The sequence below is a fragment of the Pseudomonas sp. G3-39 genome, from assembly GCF_054790485.1.
In genome coordinates, this window is record NZ_CP186497.1 from 1,027,067 (window position 1) to 1,048,054 (window position 20,988).

Consider the following 20,988-nt stretch of genomic DNA (forward strand, 5'->3'; position numbering starts at 1 on the left):
ATTGCGCTGACTGATACACCGCTATCGCGAGCAGGCTCACTCCTACAGTGGTTCTGTGTGTTGCTGATATTCGGTGCACGAATGCCGATAGTGTTTCTGCGATTTGCAGCTTATCGTGCTGGCAATCTGTCCATTTCCGGAGTTTGCCCATGAGCGAAGCCCACGCCGCCCTGATCACTCGCTTCTACCAGGCCTTCCAGCGCCTCGACGCCGAGGCCATGGCCGCCTGCTATACCGACGATGTGGTATTCAGCGATCCGGCCTTCGGTGAGCTGCGCGGGCGCGATGCCGGCGACATGTGGCGCATGCTCACCACCCGCGCCAAGGACTTCTCCCTGACCTTCGACAATGTCCGCGCCGACGAGCGTAGCGGCGGTGCGCACTGGGTGGCGACTTACCTGTTCAGCCGGACCGGCAACGTGGTGATCAACGATATCCAGGCGCGCTTCGTGTTCCGTGACGGCAAGATCTGCGAACACCACGATCACTTCGACCTGTGGCGCTGGTCGCGGCAGGCGTTGGGCTTCAAAGGCCTGCTGCTCGGCTGGACTCCGCTGGTGCGCAACGCGGTCCGTGCGCAGGCGCTGAAAGGGCTGAAGGCATTTCAGGCCGGTCGCTGATAAGATCGCGGCCTGTTTCCTACACGTCCAGATCCCGAAGTGACCAGCCTCAGCGAAAAACCGGTTGAAGTCGTCGAGCCAGCGAGCAAGGCCTGGTTCGTCTACCTCGTACGCGCGGCCAACGGTTCGCTGTACTGCGGGATCAGCGACGACCCGGTGCGCCGCTTCGCCAAGCATCAAAGCGGCAAGGGCGCACGCTTCTTCCTGTCCAGCCCGGCGATGGCGCTGGTCTACACCGAGCGTTGCCGCGACAAGAGCGACGCGCTGCGCCAGGAACGGCTGATCAAAAAGCTGCGCAAGAGCGCCAAGGAATGCCTGGTCGCGTCTTATCAATCTGACTGATCGGTTCCCATCAGGCAGATCTGTAGGCTGCTAATCAAATGCACGCTAAGCTGCCGACTCACTTTCTGTGCGGCGGAGCCGAGCATGTCCGAGTTGATTCTGCATCATTACCCGACCTCTCCATTTGCCGAAAAGGCTCGCCTCCTGTTGGGCTTCAAAGGCTTGTCCTGGCGCTCGGTGCACATTTCGCCAGTGATGCCCAAGCCGGATCTGACTGCGCTCACTGGCGGCTACCGCAAGACCCCGGTGTTGCAGATCGGCGCCGACATCTATTGCGACACATCGTTGATTGCTCGTCGTCTGGAGCAGGAAAAAGCCCTGCCGGCGTTTTTCCCGGAAGGCCAGGAAATGACCAGCGCCAGCTTTGCCGCGTGGGCCGATTCGGTGGTGTTCCAGCACGCGGTCAGCCTGGTGTTCCAGCCAGAATCGGTCGCCGTGCGTTTCGGCAAGTTGCCGCCGGAAGCGATCAAGGCCTTTATCGCTGACCGTGCCGGGCTGTTCAGTGGCGGCAGCGCCACGCGGCTGTCGGCCGAACAGGCCAAGCATCAATGGCCAACGCTCATGGCGCGGCTGGAGCAGCAGTTGCAGCGCGAGCAGGGCGACTTCCTGTTCGGTGAGCCGTCGATTGCCGACTTCGCCCTGGCGCATCCACTGTGGTTCCTCAAGGCGACGCACGTCACTGCGCCGTTGGTCGATGAATATCCGGCCGTGACTGCCTGGCTGGGGCGTGTGCTGGGCTTTGGTCATGGTGCCGCGAGTGAGATGACTGCCGAGGAGGCGCTGGAAGTGGCGCGCAGTTCGACGCCGGCGGCGTTGCCGGATGAGCAGTTTGTCGATCCGAACGGTTTCAAGGCCGGGCAGCAGGTGGCGATTGCCGCGACAGATTACGGGGTTGATCCGGTGGTGGGTGAGTTGCTGTTTGCTGGCCGCGAAGAGCTGATCCTGCGCCGTGAAGACCCGCGTGGCGGCGTGGTGCATGTGCACTTTCCGCGCTTTGGTTTCCGCATCGAAGCTCGCTGATCAGCAAGCGGCCTTTGCTTGGGGGGCAATTGTGGTGAGGGGATTTATCCCCGATGGGGCGCGAAGCGCCCCCAAAAAACTGCACGCCCTACCAAGCAGATTTTGCGACGGCTTCGCCGCCGATCGGGGATAAATCCCCTCACCACAGAGGAGTTGTGTTATTTCAGGGCGGCGAGGATCTCGTCCGGGTCGAACCCGCGAATCAACGTGCCATTCACGTCGATCAGCGGAATCCCGCGCCCGCCCAGCGCCTCGTACGCCTTGCGCGCCTCGGCGTCCTTCTCGATGTCGAATTCCTTGAAAGGAATCCCCTTGCTGTCGAGAAAGCGTTTGGTCTGCTTGCAGTAGCCGCACCAGTCGGTGGCATACAGCACGACACGGGCCTGCGCCCGCGTCTGCTCCGAGACCATCTGCGACGGCTTGAACACCCGCTCGATCTTGCCCCAGTTCTGATAGATCACCACCACCAGCAGAACCAGCGCGACCTTCTTCAGTACATTGCCGAGCATCAGTTGCGGCGCTTGAGCTGATCAGTGAGCGAGGTCGGCAGGCCCTTGATGATCAGGGTGCCAGCCTCTTCGTCGTACTCGATCTTCGAGCCCAGCAGGTGCGCTTCAAAGCTGATCGACAGGCCTTCGGCGCGGCCGGTGAAGCGGCGGAACTGGTTGAGGGTGCGTTTGTCCGCGGGAATCTCCGGCGACAGGCCATAGTCCTTGTTGCGGATGTGGTCGTAAAAGGCTTTCGGGCGTTCTTCGTCGATCAGCTCCGACAGCTCTTCCAGGCCCATCGGCTCGCCGAGCTTGGCCTGACTGCTGGCGTAATCGACCAGGGTCTTGGTTTTTTCGCGGGCGGAGTCTTCCGGGAGGTCTTCGCTCTCGACGAAGTCGCTGAAGGCCTTGAGCAGCGTGCGGGTCTCACCCGGGCCGTCGACGCCTTCCTGGCAGCCGATGAAGTCGCGGAAGTATTCCGAAACCTTCTTGCCGTTCTTGCCCTTGATGAACGAGATGTACTGCTTGGACTGCTTGTTGTTCTGCCACTCGGAGACGTTGATCCGCGCCGCCAGGTGCAGCTGGCCGAGGTCGAGGTGACGCGACGGCGTCACGTCCAGCTCATCGGTCACCGCCACGCCTTCGCTGTGGTGCAGCAGGGCAATCGCCAGGTAGTCGGTCATGCCTTGCTGATAGTGGGCGAACAGCACGTGGCCACCGACCGACAGGTTCGACTCTTCCATCAGCTTCTGCAGATGCTCGACCGCAACCTTGCTGAACGCGGCGAAGTCCTTGCCGCCTTCCATGTATTCCTTCAGCCAGCCGCTGAACGGGAACGCACCGGATTCCGGGTGGAACAGGCCCCAGGCTTTGCCCTGTTTGGCGTTGTAGCTCTCGTTGAGGTCGGCGAGCATGTTCTCGATGGCCGCGGACTCAGCCAGTTCGGAGTCACGGGCGTGCAGAACTGCGGGCGTGCCGTCAGGTTTTTTGTCGATCAGGTGGACGATGCAATGACGGATCGGCATGGGCTTCTCGGCTGGTGGAAGGGAGGAGGGCAGGCTCCCCCGAAAAAGCGCCCAGTGTACCGCAACCACTGGTTTTGGCGCGGGGTGAAGGGCAAATCCAGGGCGGGTGGGTGCCCTTATGCAGTTTTTTACCGATTTAGAGCAATAAAGCTGACCAAATGGGTAGCTAGAGGCGGATATTTCCCCGTCTCTGTGCTAGTTTTGCCCGGTCTTACGCGAAGTCACTGCGTTAAGCGTGCAATCAGCATTTGTCAGGTCGAACCAAACCCTGATTTCGGCATCTATAACCCGACTCGTCGTGGTTATCGCCTAGGGTGCCAGATCCAGAAGATCGGGCTCGATGGCTGACACTGCACTCTGCAATCCATATGAATTTGATAGGGAAGGAACACTACATGGCTCTTACTAAAGACCAACTGATCGCCGACATCGCTGAAGCTATCGACGCGCCGAAAACCACCGCGCGTAACGCTCTGGACCAACTGGGCCAAATCGTTGCCGATCAGCTGGAAAACGGCGGCGAAATCACCTTGCCAGGTATCGGCAAGCTGAAAGTGACCGAGCGTCCTGCCCGCACTGGCCGTAACCCTTCGACTGGCGCTGCCATCGAAATCCCTGCCAAGAAAGTGATCAAGCTGGTTGTGGCCAAAGGCCTTACCGACGCTGTGAACAAGTAAGACGCAGCGATAAAAAAACCGTGCACCGGAGCGATCCGGGCACGGTTTTTTTGTGCCTGCGATTTGGCGATGCACCTCGAACCTTTGTAGGAGTGAGCCTGCTCGCGATAGCGGTGTGTCAGTCACCTTGATGTCGGCTGATACACCGCTTTCGCGAGCAAGCCCGCTTGTGTCTGAGTAAGGGAATAAACTCTGAGGTGAGAGGGGTGGATGGCAAGCTGTGAGTCCGCGGTGCTTGAAGCACGAGTGGGAGCAAAGCTGCCATCCACCTTTCTACTCTGGCCCATAAGCCCGAACAGTTGGACGAGCGCCACTCGAATCACAAGCGTGGGCAAAGCCAGAGCACTCTCACTTCTGAGTGTAAGAGGGTTTTGCCATGATTTCCTGGGTCGGCATCGATATCTCCAAATCCAATCTGGTCGTCTGGGTTCAACCACAGAAAGACGGCTTTGAAGTTCCCAATACCGTTGAAGGCTTTGATGTGCTGGTCGCGCGTTTAGGTCAGTACACGGTTGGCCGCGTGTTGCTGGAAGCCACAGGCGGCTATGAACGCAAGGTCATGGCGGCATTGCAGCAGGCAAGTTTCAGCGTGTTGAGGATCAATCCTCGCCGGGCCAGAGCCTTTGCCGTAGCAATGGGCAAGAACGCCAAAACCGATCCCATCGACGCGGCGGTTCTCGCCGATTTTGCCGAAGCGCTGCATGCGTCTCGCGAAAAGCCCATCTCGCCTGAGCGTGAAGCCCTGCGCGAGTTGATTCAATTACGCGAGCACTTCGTCCAGCAGCGCGACGACAACAAGCGCCGGCTGCAGCAGGCCCAGTTGCCTGCGGTTGTAGAGGCGATCAGGGACCATATTCGCTACCTGCAAACCCAGATCAAGCAGCTCGGCAAAGCCATCGATCAAAGCATGCGTGAGCTGGATGCGGAAAAAGCCGATCAGCTTATCTCCGTCAAAGGCATCGGCACTGTGGCGACCGCCAGCTTGTTGGTTTATCTACCCGAACTCGGCGAGCTGGATCGCAGGGAGATCGCCGCCTTGGCGGGAATCGCCCCCTATAACGACGACAGCGGTAATCACAGCGGAAAGCGTCAGATTTACGGAGGGAGAGCGCGCGTCAGACGTGCGCTTTACATGTCGTGCTGGGTCGTTATCCGTTGTCAGGCCGACTTCAAGGCCCGTTATGAATCCTTAAGAGAACGGGGCAAGAGCGCGAAAGTCGCGCTCATCGCCTGTATGCGAATACTGCTGATCAGATTGAATGCCATGCTGCGAGACGGCACAGAGTGGCGGTGACGAACGGTGGCAGTAAGACAGTTGCTCCCACAAGTAGCTCAGTGTCAGCGAACCCAGCGCTCGCGCCGCCAGATCTGCTGCTCGGACTTGGTCTGAAAGGTCCACGCCACAAAGCGGCTCTGTTTCTGCCCTTGCGACATCTCCACCACCTGGCTTTCCAGCACGCCGGCCTTTTTCAGGGCGGTTTCGATGGCGGGCAGGTTCGAGGCTTTCGACACCAGCGTGCTGAACCACAGCACCTTGTGCTGGAAGTTCGCGCTCTCGGCGATCAGTTGGGTCACGAAACGCGCTTCACCGCCCTCACACCACAGTTCGGCGGACTGACCACCGAAGTTCAGTACTGGCAGCTTGCGTTTCGGATCGGCCTTGCCCAGTGCGCGCCATTTGCGCTCGCTGCCCTTGGTCGCTTCCTCCATCGAAGCGTGGAACGGCGGGTTGCACATGGTCAGGTCAAAGCGCTCGCCCGGCTCCAGCAAGCCGATCAGGATGTGCTTGCGGTTTTCCTGCTGGCGCAGCTGGATCACTTTGTTCAGCCCGTTGGACTGGACGATGGCTCGGGCGGCAGCCACGGCGGTCGGGTCGATTTCCGAACCGAGGAAGTGCCAGCGGTATTCGCTGTTACCGATCAGCGGATACACACAGTTGGCACCCATGCCGATGTCCAGCACGTTGACGATCGCACCGCGCGGCACCTTGCCGTCGTTCATGCTCGCCAGCAGGTCGGCGAGGAAATGCACGTAATCGGCACGGCCCGGGACCGGTGGGCACAGGTAGTCCGCCGGAATGTCCCAATGCTCGATGCCATAGAACGCCTTGAGCAGCGCCCGGTTGAACACGCGCACCGCGTCGGGGCTGGCGAAGTCGATGCTTTCCTTGCCGTACGGGTTGGTGATCACGAATTTCGCCAGTTCCGGCGTGGTCTTGATCAGCGCCGGGAAGTCGTAGCGACCCTGGTGGCGATTGCGCGGGTGCAGGCTGGCTTTTTCACGCGGCTCGACGGCTTTGGCCGGGGTCGCGGCATCAGGCTTCTTGCGCGCTGGTTTGGGTGTGCGGGGGGCGTTCATGGGTGTGATCGATTCGGGTATGGCTGAAAGTGGCGGGTATTGTCCCACATCTAAAGGCAACACCGTTCAAACTGTGGGAGCGGGCTTGCTCGCGAAAGTGGTGTATCCGCCAACACATAGGTTGAATGACACACCGCATTCGCGAGCAGGCTCGCTCCCACAGGGGATTCGTGGCGATTCTTGAATAAAAAAGGGAGGCCTTTGCGGGCCTCCCTTTTTCATTTCGGCTTGCCCTGCCCTTACAGGCTGGAAATCCGCGCGTGCTGCTCGGCCAGTTTGCCCAGGGCCTGTTCAGCCTCGGCCAGTTTGGCGCGTTCCTTCTCGATGACTTCGGCCGGGGCCTTGTCGACGAAACCGGCGTTGGACAACTTGCCACCAACCCGCTGGACTTCGCCCTGCAGACGCAGGATTTCCTTGTCCAGACGTGCCAGCTCGGCGCCCTTGTCGATCAGGCCGGCCATCGGCACCAGCACTTCCATCTCGCCGACCAGCGCGGTGGCGGACAGCGGCGCTTCTTCGCCAGCCGCCAGAACGGTGATCGATTCCAGACGCGCCAGTTTCTTCAGCAGCGCTTCGTTCTCGGTCAGGCGACGCTGATCTTCAGCGCTGACGTTCTTCAGGTAGATCGGTAGCGGTTTGCCCGGGCCGATGTTCATTTCGCCACGGATGTTACGCGTGCCGAGCATCAGGCCCTTGAGCCACTCGATGTCGTCTTCAGCGGCCGGATCGATGCGCTCTTCATTGGCCACTGGCCAAGGCTGCAGCATGATTGTCTTGCCCTGAATACCGGCCAGCGGCGCGATGCGCTGCCAGATTTCTTCAGTGATGAACGGCATGAACGGGTGCGCCAGGCGCAGCGCCACTTCCAGCACGCGCACCAGCGTGCGACGGGTGCCGCGCTGACGCTCAATCGGCGCGTTTTCGTCCCACAGCACTGGCTTGGACAGTTCCAGGTACCAGTCGCAGTATTGGTTCCAGATGAACTCGTACAGCGCTTGCGCGGCGAGGTCGAAACGGAACTGATCCAGTTGACGGGTCACTTCGGCTTCGGTGCGCTGCAGTTGCGAGATGATCCAGCGATCCGCCAGCGACAGCTCGTAGGCTTCGCCGTTCTGGCCGCAGTCTTCGCCCTTGTCCAGAACATAACGCGCGGCGTTCCAGATCTTGTTGCAGAAGTTGCGATAGCCTTCGACGCGGCCCATGTCGAACTTGATGTCGCGACCGGTGGACGCCAGCGAGCAGAAGGTGAAGCGCAGGGCGTCGGTGCCGTAGCTGGCGATGCCGTCGGCGAACTCGTCGCGGGTCTGCTTCTCGATCTTCTTCGCCAGTTTCGGCTGCATCATGCCGGAGGTGCGTTTCTGCACCAGGGCTTCCAGCTCGATACCGTCGATGATGTCCAGCGGGTCCAGGACGTTGCCCTTGGACTTGGACATCTTCTGGCCCTGGCCATCACGCACCAGGCCGTGCACGTAAACGGTCTTGAACGGTACTTGCGGGGTGCCGTCCTCGTTCTTGATCAGGTGCATCGTCAGCATGATCATCCGGGCAACCCAGAAGAAAATGATGTCGAAGCCGGTGACCAGCACGTCGGTGGAGTGGAATTTTTTCAGGAACTCGGTCTTTTCCGGCCAGCCGAGGGTGGAGAACGTCCACAGGCCCGAGCTGAACCAGGTGTCGAGCACGTCGTTGTCCTGTTGCAGCGCAACGTCCGGGCCGAGGTTGTGCTTGGCACGCACTTCGGCTTCGTCGCGACCGACGTAGACCTTGCCCGACTCGTCGTACCAGGCCGGAATCCGGTGGCCCCACCACAGCTGACGGCTGATGCACCAGTCCTGGATGTCGCGCATCCACGAGAAGTACATGTTTTCGTACTGTTTTGGCACGAACTGGATACGGCCGTCTTCAACGGCGGCAATCGCCGGTTCAGCCAGAGGCTTGGTCGACACGTACCACTGGTCGGTCAGCCACGGCTCGATGACGGTACCGGAACGGTCGCCTTTCGGCACTTTCAGGTTGTGATCGTCGACGCTGACCAGCAGGCCGGCGGCGTCGAACGCAGCGACGATCTGCTTGCGCGCTTCGAAACGCTCGAGACCGGCGTACTCGGCCGGGATCTTGCCGTCGATGCTGTCGTTCAACGTGCCGTCGAGGTTGAACACCTGGGCGGCGGGCAGCACGTTGGCGTTCTTGTCGAAGATGTTCAGCAGCGGCAGGTTGTGGCGCTTGCCGACTTCGTAGTCGTTGAAGTCATGGGCCGGGGTGATTTTCACGCAACCGGTGCCGAATTCAGGATCGCAGTAATCGTCGGCGATGATCGGGATGCGGCGGCCAACCAGTGGCAGCTCGACAAATTTGCCGATCAGGGCTTTGTAGCGTTCGTCGTTCGGGTTAACCGCGACGGCGGAGTCGCCGAGCATGGTTTCCGGACGGGTGGTCGCGACGATCAGGAAATCGTTGCCTTCAGCGGTTTTCGCGCCGTCAGCCAGCGGGTACTTGAGGTTCCACAGGAAACCTTTCTCGTCGTGGTTTTCCACTTCGAGGTCGGAAATCGCCGTGTGCAACTTGGTGTCCCAGTTGACCAGACGCTTGCCGCGGTAGATCAGGCCGTCTTCGTGCAGGCGTACGAAGGCTTCTTTAACCGCTTCCGAGAGACCGTCGTCCATGGTGAAGCGCTCGCGGCTCCAGTCCACGGACGAACCGAGGCGGCGGATCTGACGGCTGATGTTGCCGCCGGACTGATCCTTCCACTCCCAGACTTTCTCGAGGAATTTCTCGCGGCCCAGGTCGTGGCGGTTCTGGCCGGTGGCTTCCAGTTGACGCTCCACCAGCATCTGCGTGGCGATACCGGCGTGGTCGGTGCCCGGCTGCCACAGGGTGTTGCGACCCTGCATGCGGCGGAAACGGATCAGGGCGTCCATGATCGCGTTGTTGAAACCGTGCCCCATGTGCAGGCTGCCGGTGACGTTCGGCGGCGGGATCATGATGGTGTAGGAATCGCCCGCGCCTTGCGGTGCGAAATAGTTCTCGGACTCCCAGGTGTTGTACCAGGAAGTTTCAATGGCGTGCGGCTGGTAGGTCTTATCCATGCGCGGCGGGACCCTATTGGCATTTATTCAGGAAAAGCCGGGAAGTATAGCGGGGCATGGGGCCGAGGGCGAGCGGGGGAGGTAGTGCGCGGTTCAAATGTGGGAGCGGGCTTGCTCGCGAATTCGGTGTGTCAGCCAGCGATGATGGTGCCTGACATACCGCATTCGCGAGCAAGCCCGCTCCCACAGGGGATTTGTGGTTATTCGTATTGGCTCAAAAGCCGTTCCATCCGCGCCTCGAGGCGGCGTTTGATTTCGGTTTCGATGTGCGGCGCGAAGTCGTCGATCACGTCCTGCATGATCAATTGCGCAGCGGCGCGCAGTTCGCTGTCCAGGTGCAGCAGGGCGTCCGGGCCTTTATCCACAGGTGCGGCAGCAGGTGCCGGGGCCGGAGCAGGTGGCGGTTCGATGGTCGGCGGCGTGGCGTCGACGGCCTCGAACAGCATCGGAATCTGTTCCTGTTCACCGTCCTCGACCGTGTCGGTCAGCAGTGGCGGTTGCAGGTTGTCATCGCCGAGCAATTGGCGGATCGATTCAAGATCGTCCAGCAGGTGTGCAGGCTTTTGCAGCGGTTTTGGAGTGTCCATCGGCGTACTCAGAGTCGCTGTAAACGGTGGTCTTGCAGAGGATAGCCCTGTTCGCGGTAGAAACGGAAACTCTCCCGTGCCGCCGCGCGGATCGTCGGATCTTCCACCACCACTTCCGCCACGCGGGCGAAGTTACTGGCGAAGGCTGGGACTTTCAGGTCGAGGTTGACCAGCAGATCCTGATGCTCGCCGCAGTCAGCGCCCGTTCCCAGCACGATCAAACCGTCCGGTTCGCTCTCGGCAGGGCCGTGCGGCACGAAGGTTTCGCCCTTGAACGCCCACAGACGCGCATCAAGATCATCACGCTGAGCAGCATCGCTGCAATGCAGGTAGATGCGATGGCCCATGCGCCAGGCTTTCTCGGTGAGCTTGCAGGCAAAGTCCAGACGAGCCGAAGGATCGGCGCTGGGCAGGATGTAGAAGTCGACTTTGGTCATTGCGGTTCCTGAGCCTTGAACGGCGTCACCGTAGAGTGACGCCGCCCAGGTTCATCGGTTTCAGGCTTTGGCGCGGTCCAGCAGGTATTGGGTCAGCAGCGGAACCGGACGGCCAGTGGCGCCCTTGTCCTTGCCGCCGCTGGTCCATGCGGTGCCCGCGATGTCCAGGTGCGCCCAGTTGAGGTTCTTGGTGAAGCGCGACAGGAAGCACGCGGCGGTGATGGTGCCGGCCTTCGGCCCGCCAATGTTGGCGATGTCGGCGAACGGGCTGTCCAGTTGCTCCTGGTATTCGTCGAACAGCGGCAGTTGCCAGGCGCGGTCGTCAGCGGCTTTGCCGGCGCTGAGCAGTTGTTCGATCAGTTCGTCGTTATTGCCCAGCAGGCCCGAAGTGTGGGCGCCCAGTGCAACCACACAGGCACCGGTCAGTGTGGCGATGTCGATCACTGCCTGCGGCTTGAAGCGCTCGGAGTAGGTCAGGGCGTCGCACAGCACCAGACGGCCTTCGGCGTCGGTGTTGAGGATTTCCACGGTCTGGCCGCTCATGGTGGTGACGATGTCGCCCGGACGCGAAGCATTGCCGCTCGGCATGTTTTCGGCGCAGGCGAGGATGCACACCAGGTTGATCGGCAGTTTCAGTTCGAGCACGGCACGCAGGGTACCGAACACGGAGGCCGCGCCACCCATGTCGTACTTCATTTCGTCCATGCCGGCGCCCGGCTTGAGGCTGATGCCGCCGGTGTCGAAGGTGATGCCTTTGCCGACCAGCGCGTAAGGCTTCTCGGATTTCTTGCCACCGTTGTATTGCATGACGATCAGGCGCGGCGGCTGGGCGCTGCCCTGGCCGACGGCGTAGAACGAGCCCATGCCCAGGGATTTGATCTTCTTCTCGTCGAGGACTTCGACTTTCAGATCCTTGAACTCTTTGCCGAGGTTCTTCGCTTGCTCGCCGAGGAAGGTCGGGTGGCAGATGTTCGGCGGCAGGTTGCCCAGATTACGGGTGAAGGCCATGCCGTTGGCGATCGCGGTGGCATGGTTCACGGCGCGCTGCACTTCAGCCTGAGCAGCCTTGATGGTCAGCAGGGTGATTTTCTTCAGGGCGCGCGGTTCGGCTTTCTGGCTCTTGAACTGGTCGAAAGTGTATTCGCCGTCCACCAGGGTTTCCGCCAGCAGACGGGTCTTGCCGTAGCTGTCGCGGTTCTTGACGATGATTTCATCCAGGGCCAGCACGGCATCGCTGCCACCCAGACCTTTCAGGGTGTTGAGGATGCCAGCCACGATTTTACGGAACGGACGGTCGCCCAGTTCTTCATCCTTGCCCACGCCGACCAGCAGCACGCGCTCGGCTTTCAGGTTCGGCAGGCTGTGCAGCAGCAGGCTCTGACCGACCTTGCCGGCCAGATCGCCACGCTTGAGCACGGCGCTGATCGCGCCACCGCTCAGCTCGTCGACCTGTCTGGCGGCGACGCCGAGTTTGCGGCCTTCGCCGACGGCAACCACCAGGGTGGCGGTTTTCAACGTTTCTGGGCTAACGCTTTTTACAACCAGTTCCATGTCCGGATCCCTGAATGAATGGTCAACACACAGGCGTTCGACGGTGTCCGCAGTCGCCTGCTTATAGATAGAAGAGGCGCAGGTCTGTGCCTGCGACGAAGGCGGCAGTTTGAACCTCGCTCACCGCGCCTGACAACCCTCGGTTGTGCGATCTTCAACGGAATCTACGCTTGGGTGAGTGTGCGCAGTGACAGGCGCCCTCAATCACAGGATAATGCCGCATCTTTTTTCGACGGCTCTGCCTTGCGGGTCGCTCGAAACGTTTGCTTGTTTGGCCGCCTTAGCCTGACAACCCTGGAGTGTCTGGTTTGATCGTCTTCCGTTATCTGTCCCGTGAAGTGATGTTGACCCTGAGCGCCGTCAGCGCCGTGCTGCTGGTCATCATCATGAGCGGTCGCTTCATCAAATACCTTGCCCAGGCCGCTGCGGGCCAACTCGATCCGGGATCGCTGTTCCTGATCATGGGTTACCGTCTGCCGGGTTTCATGCAACTGATCCTGCCGTTGGGTCTGTTTCTCGGGATCCTGCTGGCTTACGGCCGGTTGTACCTCGAAAGCGAAATGACCGTGCTCTCGGCCACCGGCATGAGTCAGCAGCGTCTGCTGCGCATGACCCTGTTCCCGGCGACGCTGGTGGCACTGGTGGTGGCGTGGCTGAGCCTGAGTCTGGCCCCGCAGGGCGCCAACCAGTTCCAGCTGCTGCTGAACAAGCAGGATGCCCTGACCGAATTCGATACCCTCGAACCTGGCCGCTTCCAGGCGTTGCGTGACGGCACTCGGGTGACCTACACCGAAAGCCTGACCGATGATCGCGTCAACCTCGGCGGCGTGTTCATCTCGCAGAAGAACCTCGGCTCCGATCAGAAGGATCGCGGGATTTCCGTGCTGGTGGCCGAGAAGGGCCGTCAGGAGATCCACTCTGACGGCAACCGCTACCTGATCCTGCACAACGGCTATCGCTATGACGGCAGCCCGGGTCAGGCCGATTACCGCGCGATCAAATACGACACCTACGGCGTATTGCTGCCAAAACCCGATGCCAGTGACGAAGTCACCGACCGTGACGCGATCCCGACTTCGACCCTGCTGGGCGCCAACGACGAGCGTTCCAGGGCCGAACTGCAATGGCGGATTTCCCTGCCGTTGCTGGTGTTCATCGTGACCCTGATGGCGGTGCCGCTGTCGCGGGTCAATCCGCGTCAGGGCCGTTTCCTGAAGCTGCTGCCGGCGATTCTTCTTTATATGGCTTACCTGACCATCCTGATTGCCGCCCGCGGTGCCCTCGAAAAAGGCAAGATTCCAGCGGCGCTGGGACTGTGGTGGGTGCACGGGATCTTCCTGGTCATCGGTCTCGGTCTGCTGTACTGGGAGCCGTTGCGCCTGAAGCTGGCCAGCCGTCGCAGCGCTGCGCTGGAGGTGGCCCGTGGTTAAACTCGACCGCTACATCGGCAGCAGCGTATTCGTGGCGATCATCGCCGTGCTGGCGATCATTCTGGGTCTGGCGACCCTGTTTGCCTTCATCGACGAGATGAGCGACGTCAGCGATACCTACACACTGGCTGACGTGCTGAGCTTCGTCATGCTCACCGCGCCGCGTCGCCTGTACGAAATGCTGCCGATGGCCGCGCTGATCGGCTGTCTGATCGGCCTCGGCAGTCTGGCCAGCAGCAGCGAACTGACGGTCATGCGTGCCGCGGGTGTGTCCATCGGGCGCATCGTCTGGGCCGTCATGAAGCCAATGCTGGTGTTGATGCTGGCCGGCGTACTGATCGGCGAATACGTGGCGCCGGCCACCGAAAGCATGGCCCAGGCCAATCGCTCGCTGGCGCAAGGCAGCGGCGACGCGCAGAGCGCCAAGCACGGCATGTGGCACCGTCAGGGTGAGGAATTCATCCATATCAACGCCGTGCAACCCGACGGCCTGTTGTATGGCGTGACCCGCTATCACTTCGACAAAGAGCGCCACCTGCTCAGCTCCAGCTTCGCCAAGCGTGCGGAGTTCGACGGCAAGCGCTGGCTGCTCAGCGACGTGACCACCACGGTGTTCCACGAGCGCAGCACCGAAGTGGTGAACGCGCCGAGCGAGGAGTGGGACGTATCGCTGAGCCCGCAACTGCTCAACACGGTGGTGATGGCGCCTGAGTCGCTGTCGATTTCCGGTCTGTGGGGCTATATCCACTATCTGGCGGATCAAGGCCTGAGCAATGGCCGCTACTGGCTGGCATTTTGGGTCAAGGTGTTGCAGCCGCTGGTCACCGCCGCGCTGGTGCTGATGGCGATCTCCTTCATCTTCGGTCCGTTGCGCTCGGTCACCCTCGGTCAGCGAGTGTTCACCGGTGTGCTGGTGGGCTTCACCTTCCGCATCGTCCAGGATCTGCTCGGCCCGTCGAGCCTGGTGTTCGGTTTCTCGCCGCTGTTCGCGGTGCTGGTGCCGGCCACGGTCTGTGCGCTGGCGGGTGTGTGGTTGCTGCGACGGGCCGGCTGATGGCCGCGTTGTTGCCAACGCTTTAACCGCGAAAACGCCTCGGTCGACAGATCGGGGCGTTTTCGTATGCAATCGGGGTGACAGGCGAACGTGACGCTTGCGCCGTGTATCAGGTACAATTCCCGGCTATTTTTCGGCGGGCCAAGCCTGCAGCCTTTTTGAGTGTTGATCCGTGAGTGATTTGAGTCATATCCGCAATTTCTCCATCATCGCCCACATTGACCATGGCAAGTCGACGCTGGCTGACCGTTTCATCCAGATGTGCGGTGGCCTGGCCGAGCGTGAAATGGAAGCCCAGGTACTGGATTCCATGGATCTGGAGCGCGAACGCGGGATCACCATCAAGGCCCACAGCGTTACCCTCTATTACAAAGCCAAAGATGGCGTCACCTACCAGCTGAACTTCATTGACACCCCGGGTCACGTCGACTTCACCTACGAAGTCAGCCGTTCCCTGGCCGCGTGTGAAGGTGCGTTGCTGGTGGTCGATGCCGGTCAGGGTGTTGAAGCCCAGTCCGTGGCCAACTGCTACACCGCCATCGAGCAGGGCCTCGAGGTCATGCCGGTGCTGAACAAGATCGACCTGCCCCAGGCCGAGCCGGACCGCGTCAAGGACGAGATCGAGAAGATCATCGGCATCGACGCCACCGACGCCGTCACCTGCAGCGCCAAGACCGGCCTGGGTGTCGACGAAGTGCTCGAGCGTCTGGTCGCGACCATTCCTGCGCCGACCGGCAACATCGAAGATCCGCTGCAAGCGTTGATCATCGACTCCTGGTTCGACAACTACCTGGGCGTTGTCTCCCTGGTGCGCGTGCGTCATGGCCGCGTGAAGAAGGGCGACAAGATCCTGGTGAAATCCACCGGCAAGATCCACCTGGTCGACAGCGTCGGTGTATTCAACCCGAAACACACTGCTACCGCTGACCTCAAGGCTGGCGAAGTGGGCTTCATCATCGCCAGCATCAAGGACATTCACGGTGCACCGGTCGGTGACACCCTGACCCTGAGCTCGACTCCGGATGTACCGGTTCTGCCCGGTTTCAAACGCATTCAGCCACAGGTTTATGCCGGTCTGTTCCCGGTCAGCTCCGACGACTTCGAGGATTTCCGCGAAGCGCTGCAGAAACTGACCCTGAACGACTCGTCGCTGCAGTACACCCCGGAAAGCTCCGACGCACTGGGCTTCGGCTTCCGTTGCGGGTTCCTCGGCATGCTGCACATGGAGATCATCCAGGAGCGCCTCGAGCGCGAATACGACCTGGACCTGATCACCACCGCGCCAACGGTAATTTTCGAGCTGGTGCTGAAAACCGGTGAAACGATTTACGTCGACAACCCATCCAAGCTTCCGGATGTGTCGGCCATCGAAGACATGCGCGAGCCAATCGTGCGTGCCAACATCCTGGTTCCGCAGGAGCACCTGGGCAACGTCATCACCCTGTGCATCGAGAAACGCGGCGTACAGGTCGACATGCTGTTCCTCGGCAATCAGGTCCAGGTGACCTACGACCTGCCGATGAACGAAGTGGTCCTGGACTTCTTCGACCGTCTCAAATCCACCAGCCGTGGCTATGCTTCGCTGGATTACCATTTCGATCGTTACCAATCGGCTAATCTGGTGAAACTGGACGTGCTGATCAACGGTGACAAGGTCGACGCCCTGGCGTTGATCGTGCACCGTGACAATTCGCACTTCAAAGGTCGCCAGTTGACCGAGAAGATGAAAGAACTGATTCCTCGTCAGATGTTCGACGTGGCGATCCAGGCGGCCATTGGCGGTCAGATCGTTGCCCGGACAACCGTCAAGGCACTCAGAAAGAACGTATTGGCCAAATGCTACGGCGGTGACGTAAGCCGTAAGAAAAAGCTGCTTGAAAAGCAAAAGGCCGGTAAGAAACGCATGAAGCAGGTCGGCAACGTGGAAATTCCACAAGAAGCCTTCCTTGCCGTGCTCAGGTTGGAATAGTCAGGTCCTATGTCACTAAATTTCCCGCTGTTGCTGGTCATCGCCGTGTTCGTCTGCGGCCTGTTGGCGTTGCTCGATCTGCTGTTCCTGGCGCCGCGTCGGCGTGCTGCCATTGCCTCTTATCAAGGCAGTGTCAGCCAGCCCGAGCCCGTGGTGGTCGAGAAGCTGAACAAAGAGCCGTTGCTGGTCGAATACGGCAAGTCGTTCTTTCCGGTGCTGTTCATCGTGCTGGTGCTGCGTTCGTTCCTGGTGGAACCGTTCCAGATCCCGTCCGGCTCGATGAAACCGACCCTGGACGTCGGCGACTTCATTCTGGTGAACAAGTTTTCTTACGGGATCCGCCTGCCGGTGATCGACAAGAAAATCATCGAAGTCGGTGATCCGCAGCGTGGCGATGTGATGGTGTTCCGCTACCCGAGCGACCCGAACGTCAACTACATCAAGCGTGTAGTCGGTCTGCCGGGCGATACGGTGCGTTACACCGCCGACAAGCGTCTGTTGGTCAATGGCGAGTCGATTGCCGAGCAACTGGTCGGCTCCGAGCCGGGCACGCTGGGCAGCGCGGAACTCTACAAGGAAAAACTCGGCGCTGCCGAGCACCTGATCCGCAAGGAAATGAGCCGCTACCGCGCTACGCCGGACCATACCTGGACCGTGCCGGCCGGGCACTACTTCATGATGGGCGACAACCGCGACAACTCCAACGACAGTCGCTACTGGGATGACCCGAACATTCCCAAGGATCTGCTGGGCATGGTTCCCGACCAGAATATCGTCGGCAAAGCCTTCGCTGTCTGGATGAGCTGGCCGGAACCGAAACTCAGCCACCTGCCGAATTTCTCGCGGGTTGGCCTGATCAAGTAATCAATCACGGCGCTGTTGACCACAGCGCCGAATGCATTTCTGGAGTCGACACAAATCGGCACCAGGGCATGAAGCCACGATATTCAGGACGTCATTTTTGAACACAGCGTTAATTGTCCCAGGCCTGCGCCGTACCCCGGCGATGGCAGTGGAATCCAGCCACGAACTCAGCGTGGGTAAACCGTGAGCGTTTCTCTAAGCCGTCTCGAGCGCCAGCTCGGTTACACCTTCAAGGATCAGGAGCTGATGCTGCTGGCCCTCACGCACCGCAGCTTTGCCGGGCGTAACAACGAACGCCTGGAATTCCTCGGCGATGCCATCCTCAACTTCGTCGCTGGCGAGGCGCTGTTCGATCGCTTCCCGCTGGCCCGCGAAGGCCAGTTGTCGCGTTTGCGCGCACGTTTGGTGAAGGGTGAGACACTGGCCGTACTGGCCCGTGGTTTCGACTTGGGCGACTACCTGCGTCTGGGATCGGGCGAACTGAAAAGCGGTGGCTTCCGTCGCGAATCGATTCTGGCCGATGCCCTCGAAGCGCTGATCGGCGCGATCTACCTCGACGCCGGTATGGACGTCGCTCGCGAGCGCGTACTGGCCTGGCTGGCCGGTGAGTTCGAAGGCCTGACGCTGGTCGACACCAACAAGGATCCCAAGACCCGACTGCAGGAACACCTGCAATCGCGCGGTTGCGAACTGCCACGCTACGAAGTGGTGGATATCCAGGGTGAGCCGCACTGCCGTACCTTCTTCGTCGAGTGCGAAGTTGTCTTATTGAATGAAAAAAGCCGAGGTCAGGGTGTGAGCCGTCGTATTGCCGAACAGGTAGCGGCCGCCGCAGCACTGATTGCCCTGGGCGTGGAGAATGGCAATGACTGATACAAACGCAACTCGCTGTGGCTACGTTGCCATCGTCGGCCGTCCCAACGTCGGCAAGTCGACGTTGCTCAACCACATCCTCGGCCAGAAGCTCGCGATCACCTCGCGCAAGCCGCAGACCACCCGTCACAACATGCTCGGGATCAAGACCGAGGGTGACGTGCAGGCGATCTACGTCGACACCCCCGGCATGCACAAGGGGGGCGAAAAGGCCCTGAACCGCTACATGAACAAAACCGCTTCGGCAGCATTGAAAGACGTCGACGTGGTGATCTTCGTGGTCGATCGCACCAAGTGGACCGAAGAAGACCAGATGGTGCTGGAGCGCGTGCAGTACGTGACCGGGCCGCTGATCGTCGCATTGAACAAGACCGACCGCATCGAAGACAAGGCCGAGCTGATGCCGCACCTGTCGTGGTTGCAGGAACAGCTGCCGAACGCACAGATCATCCCGATTTCCGCGCAGCACGGGCACAACCTCGACGCGCTGGAAAAGGTCATCGCCGATCATCTGCCGGAGAACGATCACTTCTTCCCGGAAGACCAGATCACCGACCGCAGCAGCCGTTTCCTTGCCGCTGAACTGGTGCGCGAGAAAATCATGCGCCAGATGGGCGCCGAGCTGCCGTACCAGATCACCGTCGAGATCGAAGAGTTCAAGCAGCAGGGCAAGACCCTGCACATCCACGCGCTGATCCTCGTCGAGCGTGACGGCCAGAAGAAAATCATCATTGGCGACAAGGGCGAGCGCATCAAGCGCATCGGCACCGAGGCGCGCAAGGACATGGAGCTGCTGTTCGACTCCAAGATCATGCTCAACCTGTGGGTCAAGGTGAAGGGCGGCTGGTCCGACGACGAGCGTGCTCTGCGTTCGCTGGGTTACGGCGATCTGTAATCACCGTTCCTGAGAACACCGATACCCACTGTGGGAGCGAGCCTGCTCGCGAAGGGAAGTAACATTCAGCATTGATGTTGACTGTCACTCCGCTTTCGCGAGCAGGCTCGCTCCCACATTTGGTTTTTGGGTGGTGTGTAAAAACCGCGTTTCTTCATCGAGAACTCCATGTCGCAAACCCCACCTCCCGCCCAACTCGCCTACGTCCTGCATTCGCGCGCTTACCGCGAAACCAGCGCGCTGGTCGACTTCCTCACGCCGCAAGGGCGGCTGCGGGCAGTGTTGCGCAGTGCGCGGGGCAAGGCCGGGACACTGGCGCGACCGTTCGTGCCGCTGGAAGTCGAGTTTCGTGGCAAGGGTGAGCTGAAGAATGTCGGGCGCATGGAAAGTGCCGGCAACGCGACCTGGATGGTCGGTGAGGCGCTGTTCAGTGGCCTCTATCTCAATGAGCTGCTGATCCGCCTGCTGCCTGCCGAAGACCCGCACCCGGCGGTGTTCGACCATTACGCTGCAACACTGCTGGCCCTGGCCGAGGGTCGCCCGTTGGAGCCGCTACTGCGTTCTTTCGAATGGCGCCTGTTGGACGATCTCGGTTACGGCTTCTCCCTGAACACCGATATCCACAGCGAACCGGTCGCGCCGGACGGTCTGTATCGTCTGCAAGTGGACGCCGGACTTGAACGGGTGTTTCTGTTGCAGCCGGGCCTGTTCAACGGCACCGAACTGCTGGCCATGGCCGAAGCCGACTGGACCGCTCCCGGCGCACTGTCGGCGGCCAAGCGCCTGATGCGTCAGGCACTCGCCGTGCACTTGGGCGGTCGCCCCCTCGTCAGCCGCGAGCTATTTCGCAAGCCCTGATATGCTGTGCGCCGAATCTTTCCCTTCAGGAGCGCATCCGTGACCACCAGCAATCGCATTCTTCTTGGCGTGAACATCGACCACGTCGCCACCCTGCGTCAGGCCCGTGGCACACGCTACCCGGATCCGGTCAAGGCAGCGCTGGACGCGGAAGAGGCGGGCGCCGATGGCATCACCGTGCACCTGCGCGAAGACCGCCGGCACATTCAGGAGCGCGACGTGCTGCTGCTCAAGGATGTGCTGCAGACCCGCATGAATTTCGAAATGGGCGTCACCGAAGAAATGATGGCGTTCGCCGAGCGCATCCGTCCGGCGCACATCTGCCTCGTCCCGGAAACCCGTCAGGAACTGACCACTGAAGGCGGTCTGGATGTAGCGGGGCAGGAAGAACGCATCAGGGCAGCGGTCGAGCGCCTGTCGAAGATCGGCAGCGAAGTGTCGCTGTTCATCGATGCTGACGAACGTCAGATCGCTGCTTCGAAGCGCGTTGGCGCGCCGGCCATCGAACTGCATACCGGGCGTTACGCTGATGCCGAAACTCCGATCGAAGTCGCTGAAGAGCTGAAGCGTGTGGCGGACGGCGTGGCGTTTGGTCTGGCGCAGGGCCTGATCGTCAACGCCGGGCATGGCCTGCATTATCACAACGTCGAAGCTGTGGCGGCGATCAAGGGCATCAACGAATTGAACATCGGCCATGCGCTGGTGGCGCATGCGTTGTTCGTGGGCTTTAAGTCAGCTGTTTCCGAGATGAAAACGCTGATTCTGGCGGCCGCCAAGCACTAAGCAACACCCCAGAACCCAATGTGGGAGCGGGCTTGCTCGCGAAGGCGGTGTATCAGTCAAAGAATATGTCG

General features: G+C 60.6%; 20 protein-coding genes. 13 read left to right on the plus strand and 7 right to left on the minus strand.

Translation table 11 applies throughout. The features are described 5' to 3' along the window. Positions 1-149 precede the first annotated feature (149 nt). The 3 genes from ACOYXG_RS04535 (at position 150) to ACOYXG_RS04545 (ending at position 1,982) form a co-directional block, all read left to right on the plus strand. A complete protein-coding gene (locus ACOYXG_RS04535; protein WP_460356149.1) occupies positions 150-620 on the plus strand; it encodes a nuclear transport factor 2 family protein in 471 nt (156 codons plus the stop codon). A 39-nt stretch (positions 621-659) separates the two neighbouring features. After that, positions 660-962, plus strand: coding sequence for a GIY-YIG nuclease family protein (locus tag ACOYXG_RS04540; protein ID WP_097086337.1), 303 nt, complete (start codon positions 660-662; stop codon positions 960-962). A gap of 84 nt (positions 963-1,046) precedes the next feature. Beyond that, the gene (locus ACOYXG_RS04545) at positions 1,047-1,982 is read left to right on the plus strand and encodes a glutathione S-transferase family protein (RefSeq protein WP_115988154.1); all 936 of its coding nucleotides are present in this window, start codon (positions 1,047-1,049) and stop codon (positions 1,980-1,982) included. 158 nt (positions 1,983-2,140) lie between these two features. Here the strand turns inward: ACOYXG_RS04545 and ACOYXG_RS04550 are convergent, their stop codons facing one another. Further along, a complete protein-coding gene (locus tag ACOYXG_RS04550; RefSeq protein ID WP_096795188.1) occupies positions 2,141-2,491 on the minus strand; it encodes a glutaredoxin family protein in 351 nt (116 codons plus the stop codon). Next, a complete protein-coding gene (gene yejK / locus ACOYXG_RS04555) occupies positions 2,491-3,495 on the minus strand; it encodes a nucleoid-associated protein YejK (RefSeq protein ID WP_027610948.1) in 1,005 nt (334 codons plus the stop codon). The genes ACOYXG_RS04550 and yejK overlap by 1 nt, the downstream gene beginning before the upstream one ends. A gap of 395 nt (positions 3,496-3,890) precedes the next feature. Between yejK and ACOYXG_RS04560 the strand changes: the two genes are divergently transcribed. Both ACOYXG_RS04560 and ACOYXG_RS04565 read left to right on the plus strand, forming a co-directional pair. Then, positions 3,891-4,172: an HU family DNA-binding protein gene (locus tag ACOYXG_RS04560; RefSeq protein WP_003221909.1), complete on the plus strand. Its 282-nt coding sequence runs from the start codon at positions 3,891-3,893 to the stop codon at positions 4,170-4,172. A gap of 376 nt (positions 4,173-4,548) precedes the next feature. Next, entirely contained in the window at positions 4,549-5,466 is a 918-nt protein-coding gene (locus ACOYXG_RS04565) for an IS110 family transposase (RefSeq protein ID WP_460356153.1), read from the plus strand. A 44-nt stretch (positions 5,467-5,510) separates the two neighbouring features. On the opposite strand, the gene rlmF is transcribed toward ACOYXG_RS04565, so the two are convergent. From rlmF to ACOYXG_RS04590, 5 genes are all read right to left on the minus strand, one after another. Then, positions 5,511-6,530, minus strand: coding sequence for a 23S rRNA (adenine(1618)-N(6))-methyltransferase RlmF (rlmF, locus tag ACOYXG_RS04570; protein ID WP_041064757.1), 1,020 nt, complete (start codon positions 6,528-6,530; stop codon positions 5,511-5,513). 239 nt (positions 6,531-6,769) lie between these two features. Beyond that, positions 6,770-9,616 (minus strand): valine--tRNA ligase, encoded by a 2,847-nt coding sequence (locus tag ACOYXG_RS04575; RefSeq protein WP_150370320.1) that lies wholly within the window; start codon positions 9,614-9,616, stop codon positions 6,770-6,772. A 200-nt stretch (positions 9,617-9,816) separates the two neighbouring features. After that, positions 9,817-10,203 (minus strand): DNA polymerase III subunit chi, encoded by a 387-nt coding sequence (locus ACOYXG_RS04580; RefSeq protein WP_097086346.1) that lies wholly within the window; start codon positions 10,201-10,203, stop codon positions 9,817-9,819. Between the two features lie 8 nt (positions 10,204-10,211). Then, positions 10,212-10,640: a DNA polymerase III subunit chi gene (locus ACOYXG_RS04585; protein ID WP_460356157.1), complete on the minus strand. Its 429-nt coding sequence runs from the start codon at positions 10,638-10,640 to the stop codon at positions 10,212-10,214. A gap of 60 nt (positions 10,641-10,700) precedes the next feature. Beyond that, positions 10,701-12,191, minus strand: a complete 1,491-nt coding sequence (locus ACOYXG_RS04590) for a leucyl aminopeptidase (RefSeq protein WP_027610952.1) — start codon at positions 12,189-12,191, stop codon at positions 10,701-10,703. A 308-nt stretch (positions 12,192-12,499) separates the two neighbouring features. On the opposite strand from ACOYXG_RS04590, the gene lptF reads away from it, so the two are divergent. The 8 genes from lptF to pdxJ all read left to right on the plus strand — a co-directional run bounded on the left by lptF (position 12,500) and on the right by pdxJ (position 20,917). Further along, positions 12,500-13,621 carry an LPS export ABC transporter permease LptF gene (gene lptF / locus ACOYXG_RS04595; RefSeq protein ID WP_460356160.1) on the plus strand — a complete coding sequence of 374 codons (1,122 nt, stop codon included), beginning with the start codon at positions 12,500-12,502 and terminating at the stop codon, positions 13,619-13,621. Beyond that, positions 13,614-14,675, plus strand: a complete 1,062-nt coding sequence (gene lptG, locus ACOYXG_RS04600) for an LPS export ABC transporter permease LptG (protein ID WP_103369733.1) — start codon at positions 13,614-13,616, stop codon at positions 14,673-14,675. Before lptF ends, lptG begins: the two co-directional genes overlap by 8 nt. A 172-nt stretch (positions 14,676-14,847) precedes the next feature. Next, entirely contained in the window at positions 14,848-16,644 is a 1,797-nt protein-coding gene (gene lepA, locus ACOYXG_RS04605) for a translation elongation factor 4 (protein ID WP_003221926.1), read from the plus strand. A gap of 9 nt (positions 16,645-16,653) precedes the next feature. Beyond that, on the plus strand, positions 16,654-17,508 hold the full coding sequence (gene lepB, locus ACOYXG_RS04610) for a signal peptidase I (RefSeq protein ID WP_025112167.1): 855 nt from the start codon (positions 16,654-16,656) through the stop codon (positions 17,506-17,508). 183 nt (positions 17,509-17,691) lie between these two features. After that, the gene (rnc, locus tag ACOYXG_RS04615; RefSeq protein WP_024011703.1) at positions 17,692-18,381 is read left to right on the plus strand and encodes a ribonuclease III; all 690 of its coding nucleotides are present in this window, start codon (positions 17,692-17,694) and stop codon (positions 18,379-18,381) included. Continuing rightward, positions 18,374-19,276: a GTPase Era gene (gene era, locus ACOYXG_RS04620; RefSeq protein ID WP_003221935.1), complete on the plus strand. Its 903-nt coding sequence runs from the start codon at positions 18,374-18,376 to the stop codon at positions 19,274-19,276. The genes rnc and era overlap by 8 nt, the downstream gene beginning before the upstream one ends. Positions 19,277-19,444: 168 nt before the next feature. Beyond that, positions 19,445-20,134, plus strand: coding sequence for a DNA repair protein RecO (gene recO, locus ACOYXG_RS04625; protein WP_007965159.1), 690 nt, complete (start codon positions 19,445-19,447; stop codon positions 20,132-20,134). A gap of 39 nt (positions 20,135-20,173) precedes the next feature. Further along, the gene (gene pdxJ, locus ACOYXG_RS04630; RefSeq protein ID WP_027610954.1) at positions 20,174-20,917 is read left to right on the plus strand and encodes a pyridoxine 5'-phosphate synthase; all 744 of its coding nucleotides are present in this window, start codon (positions 20,174-20,176) and stop codon (positions 20,915-20,917) included. Positions 20,918-20,988: the final 71 nt, after the last annotated feature.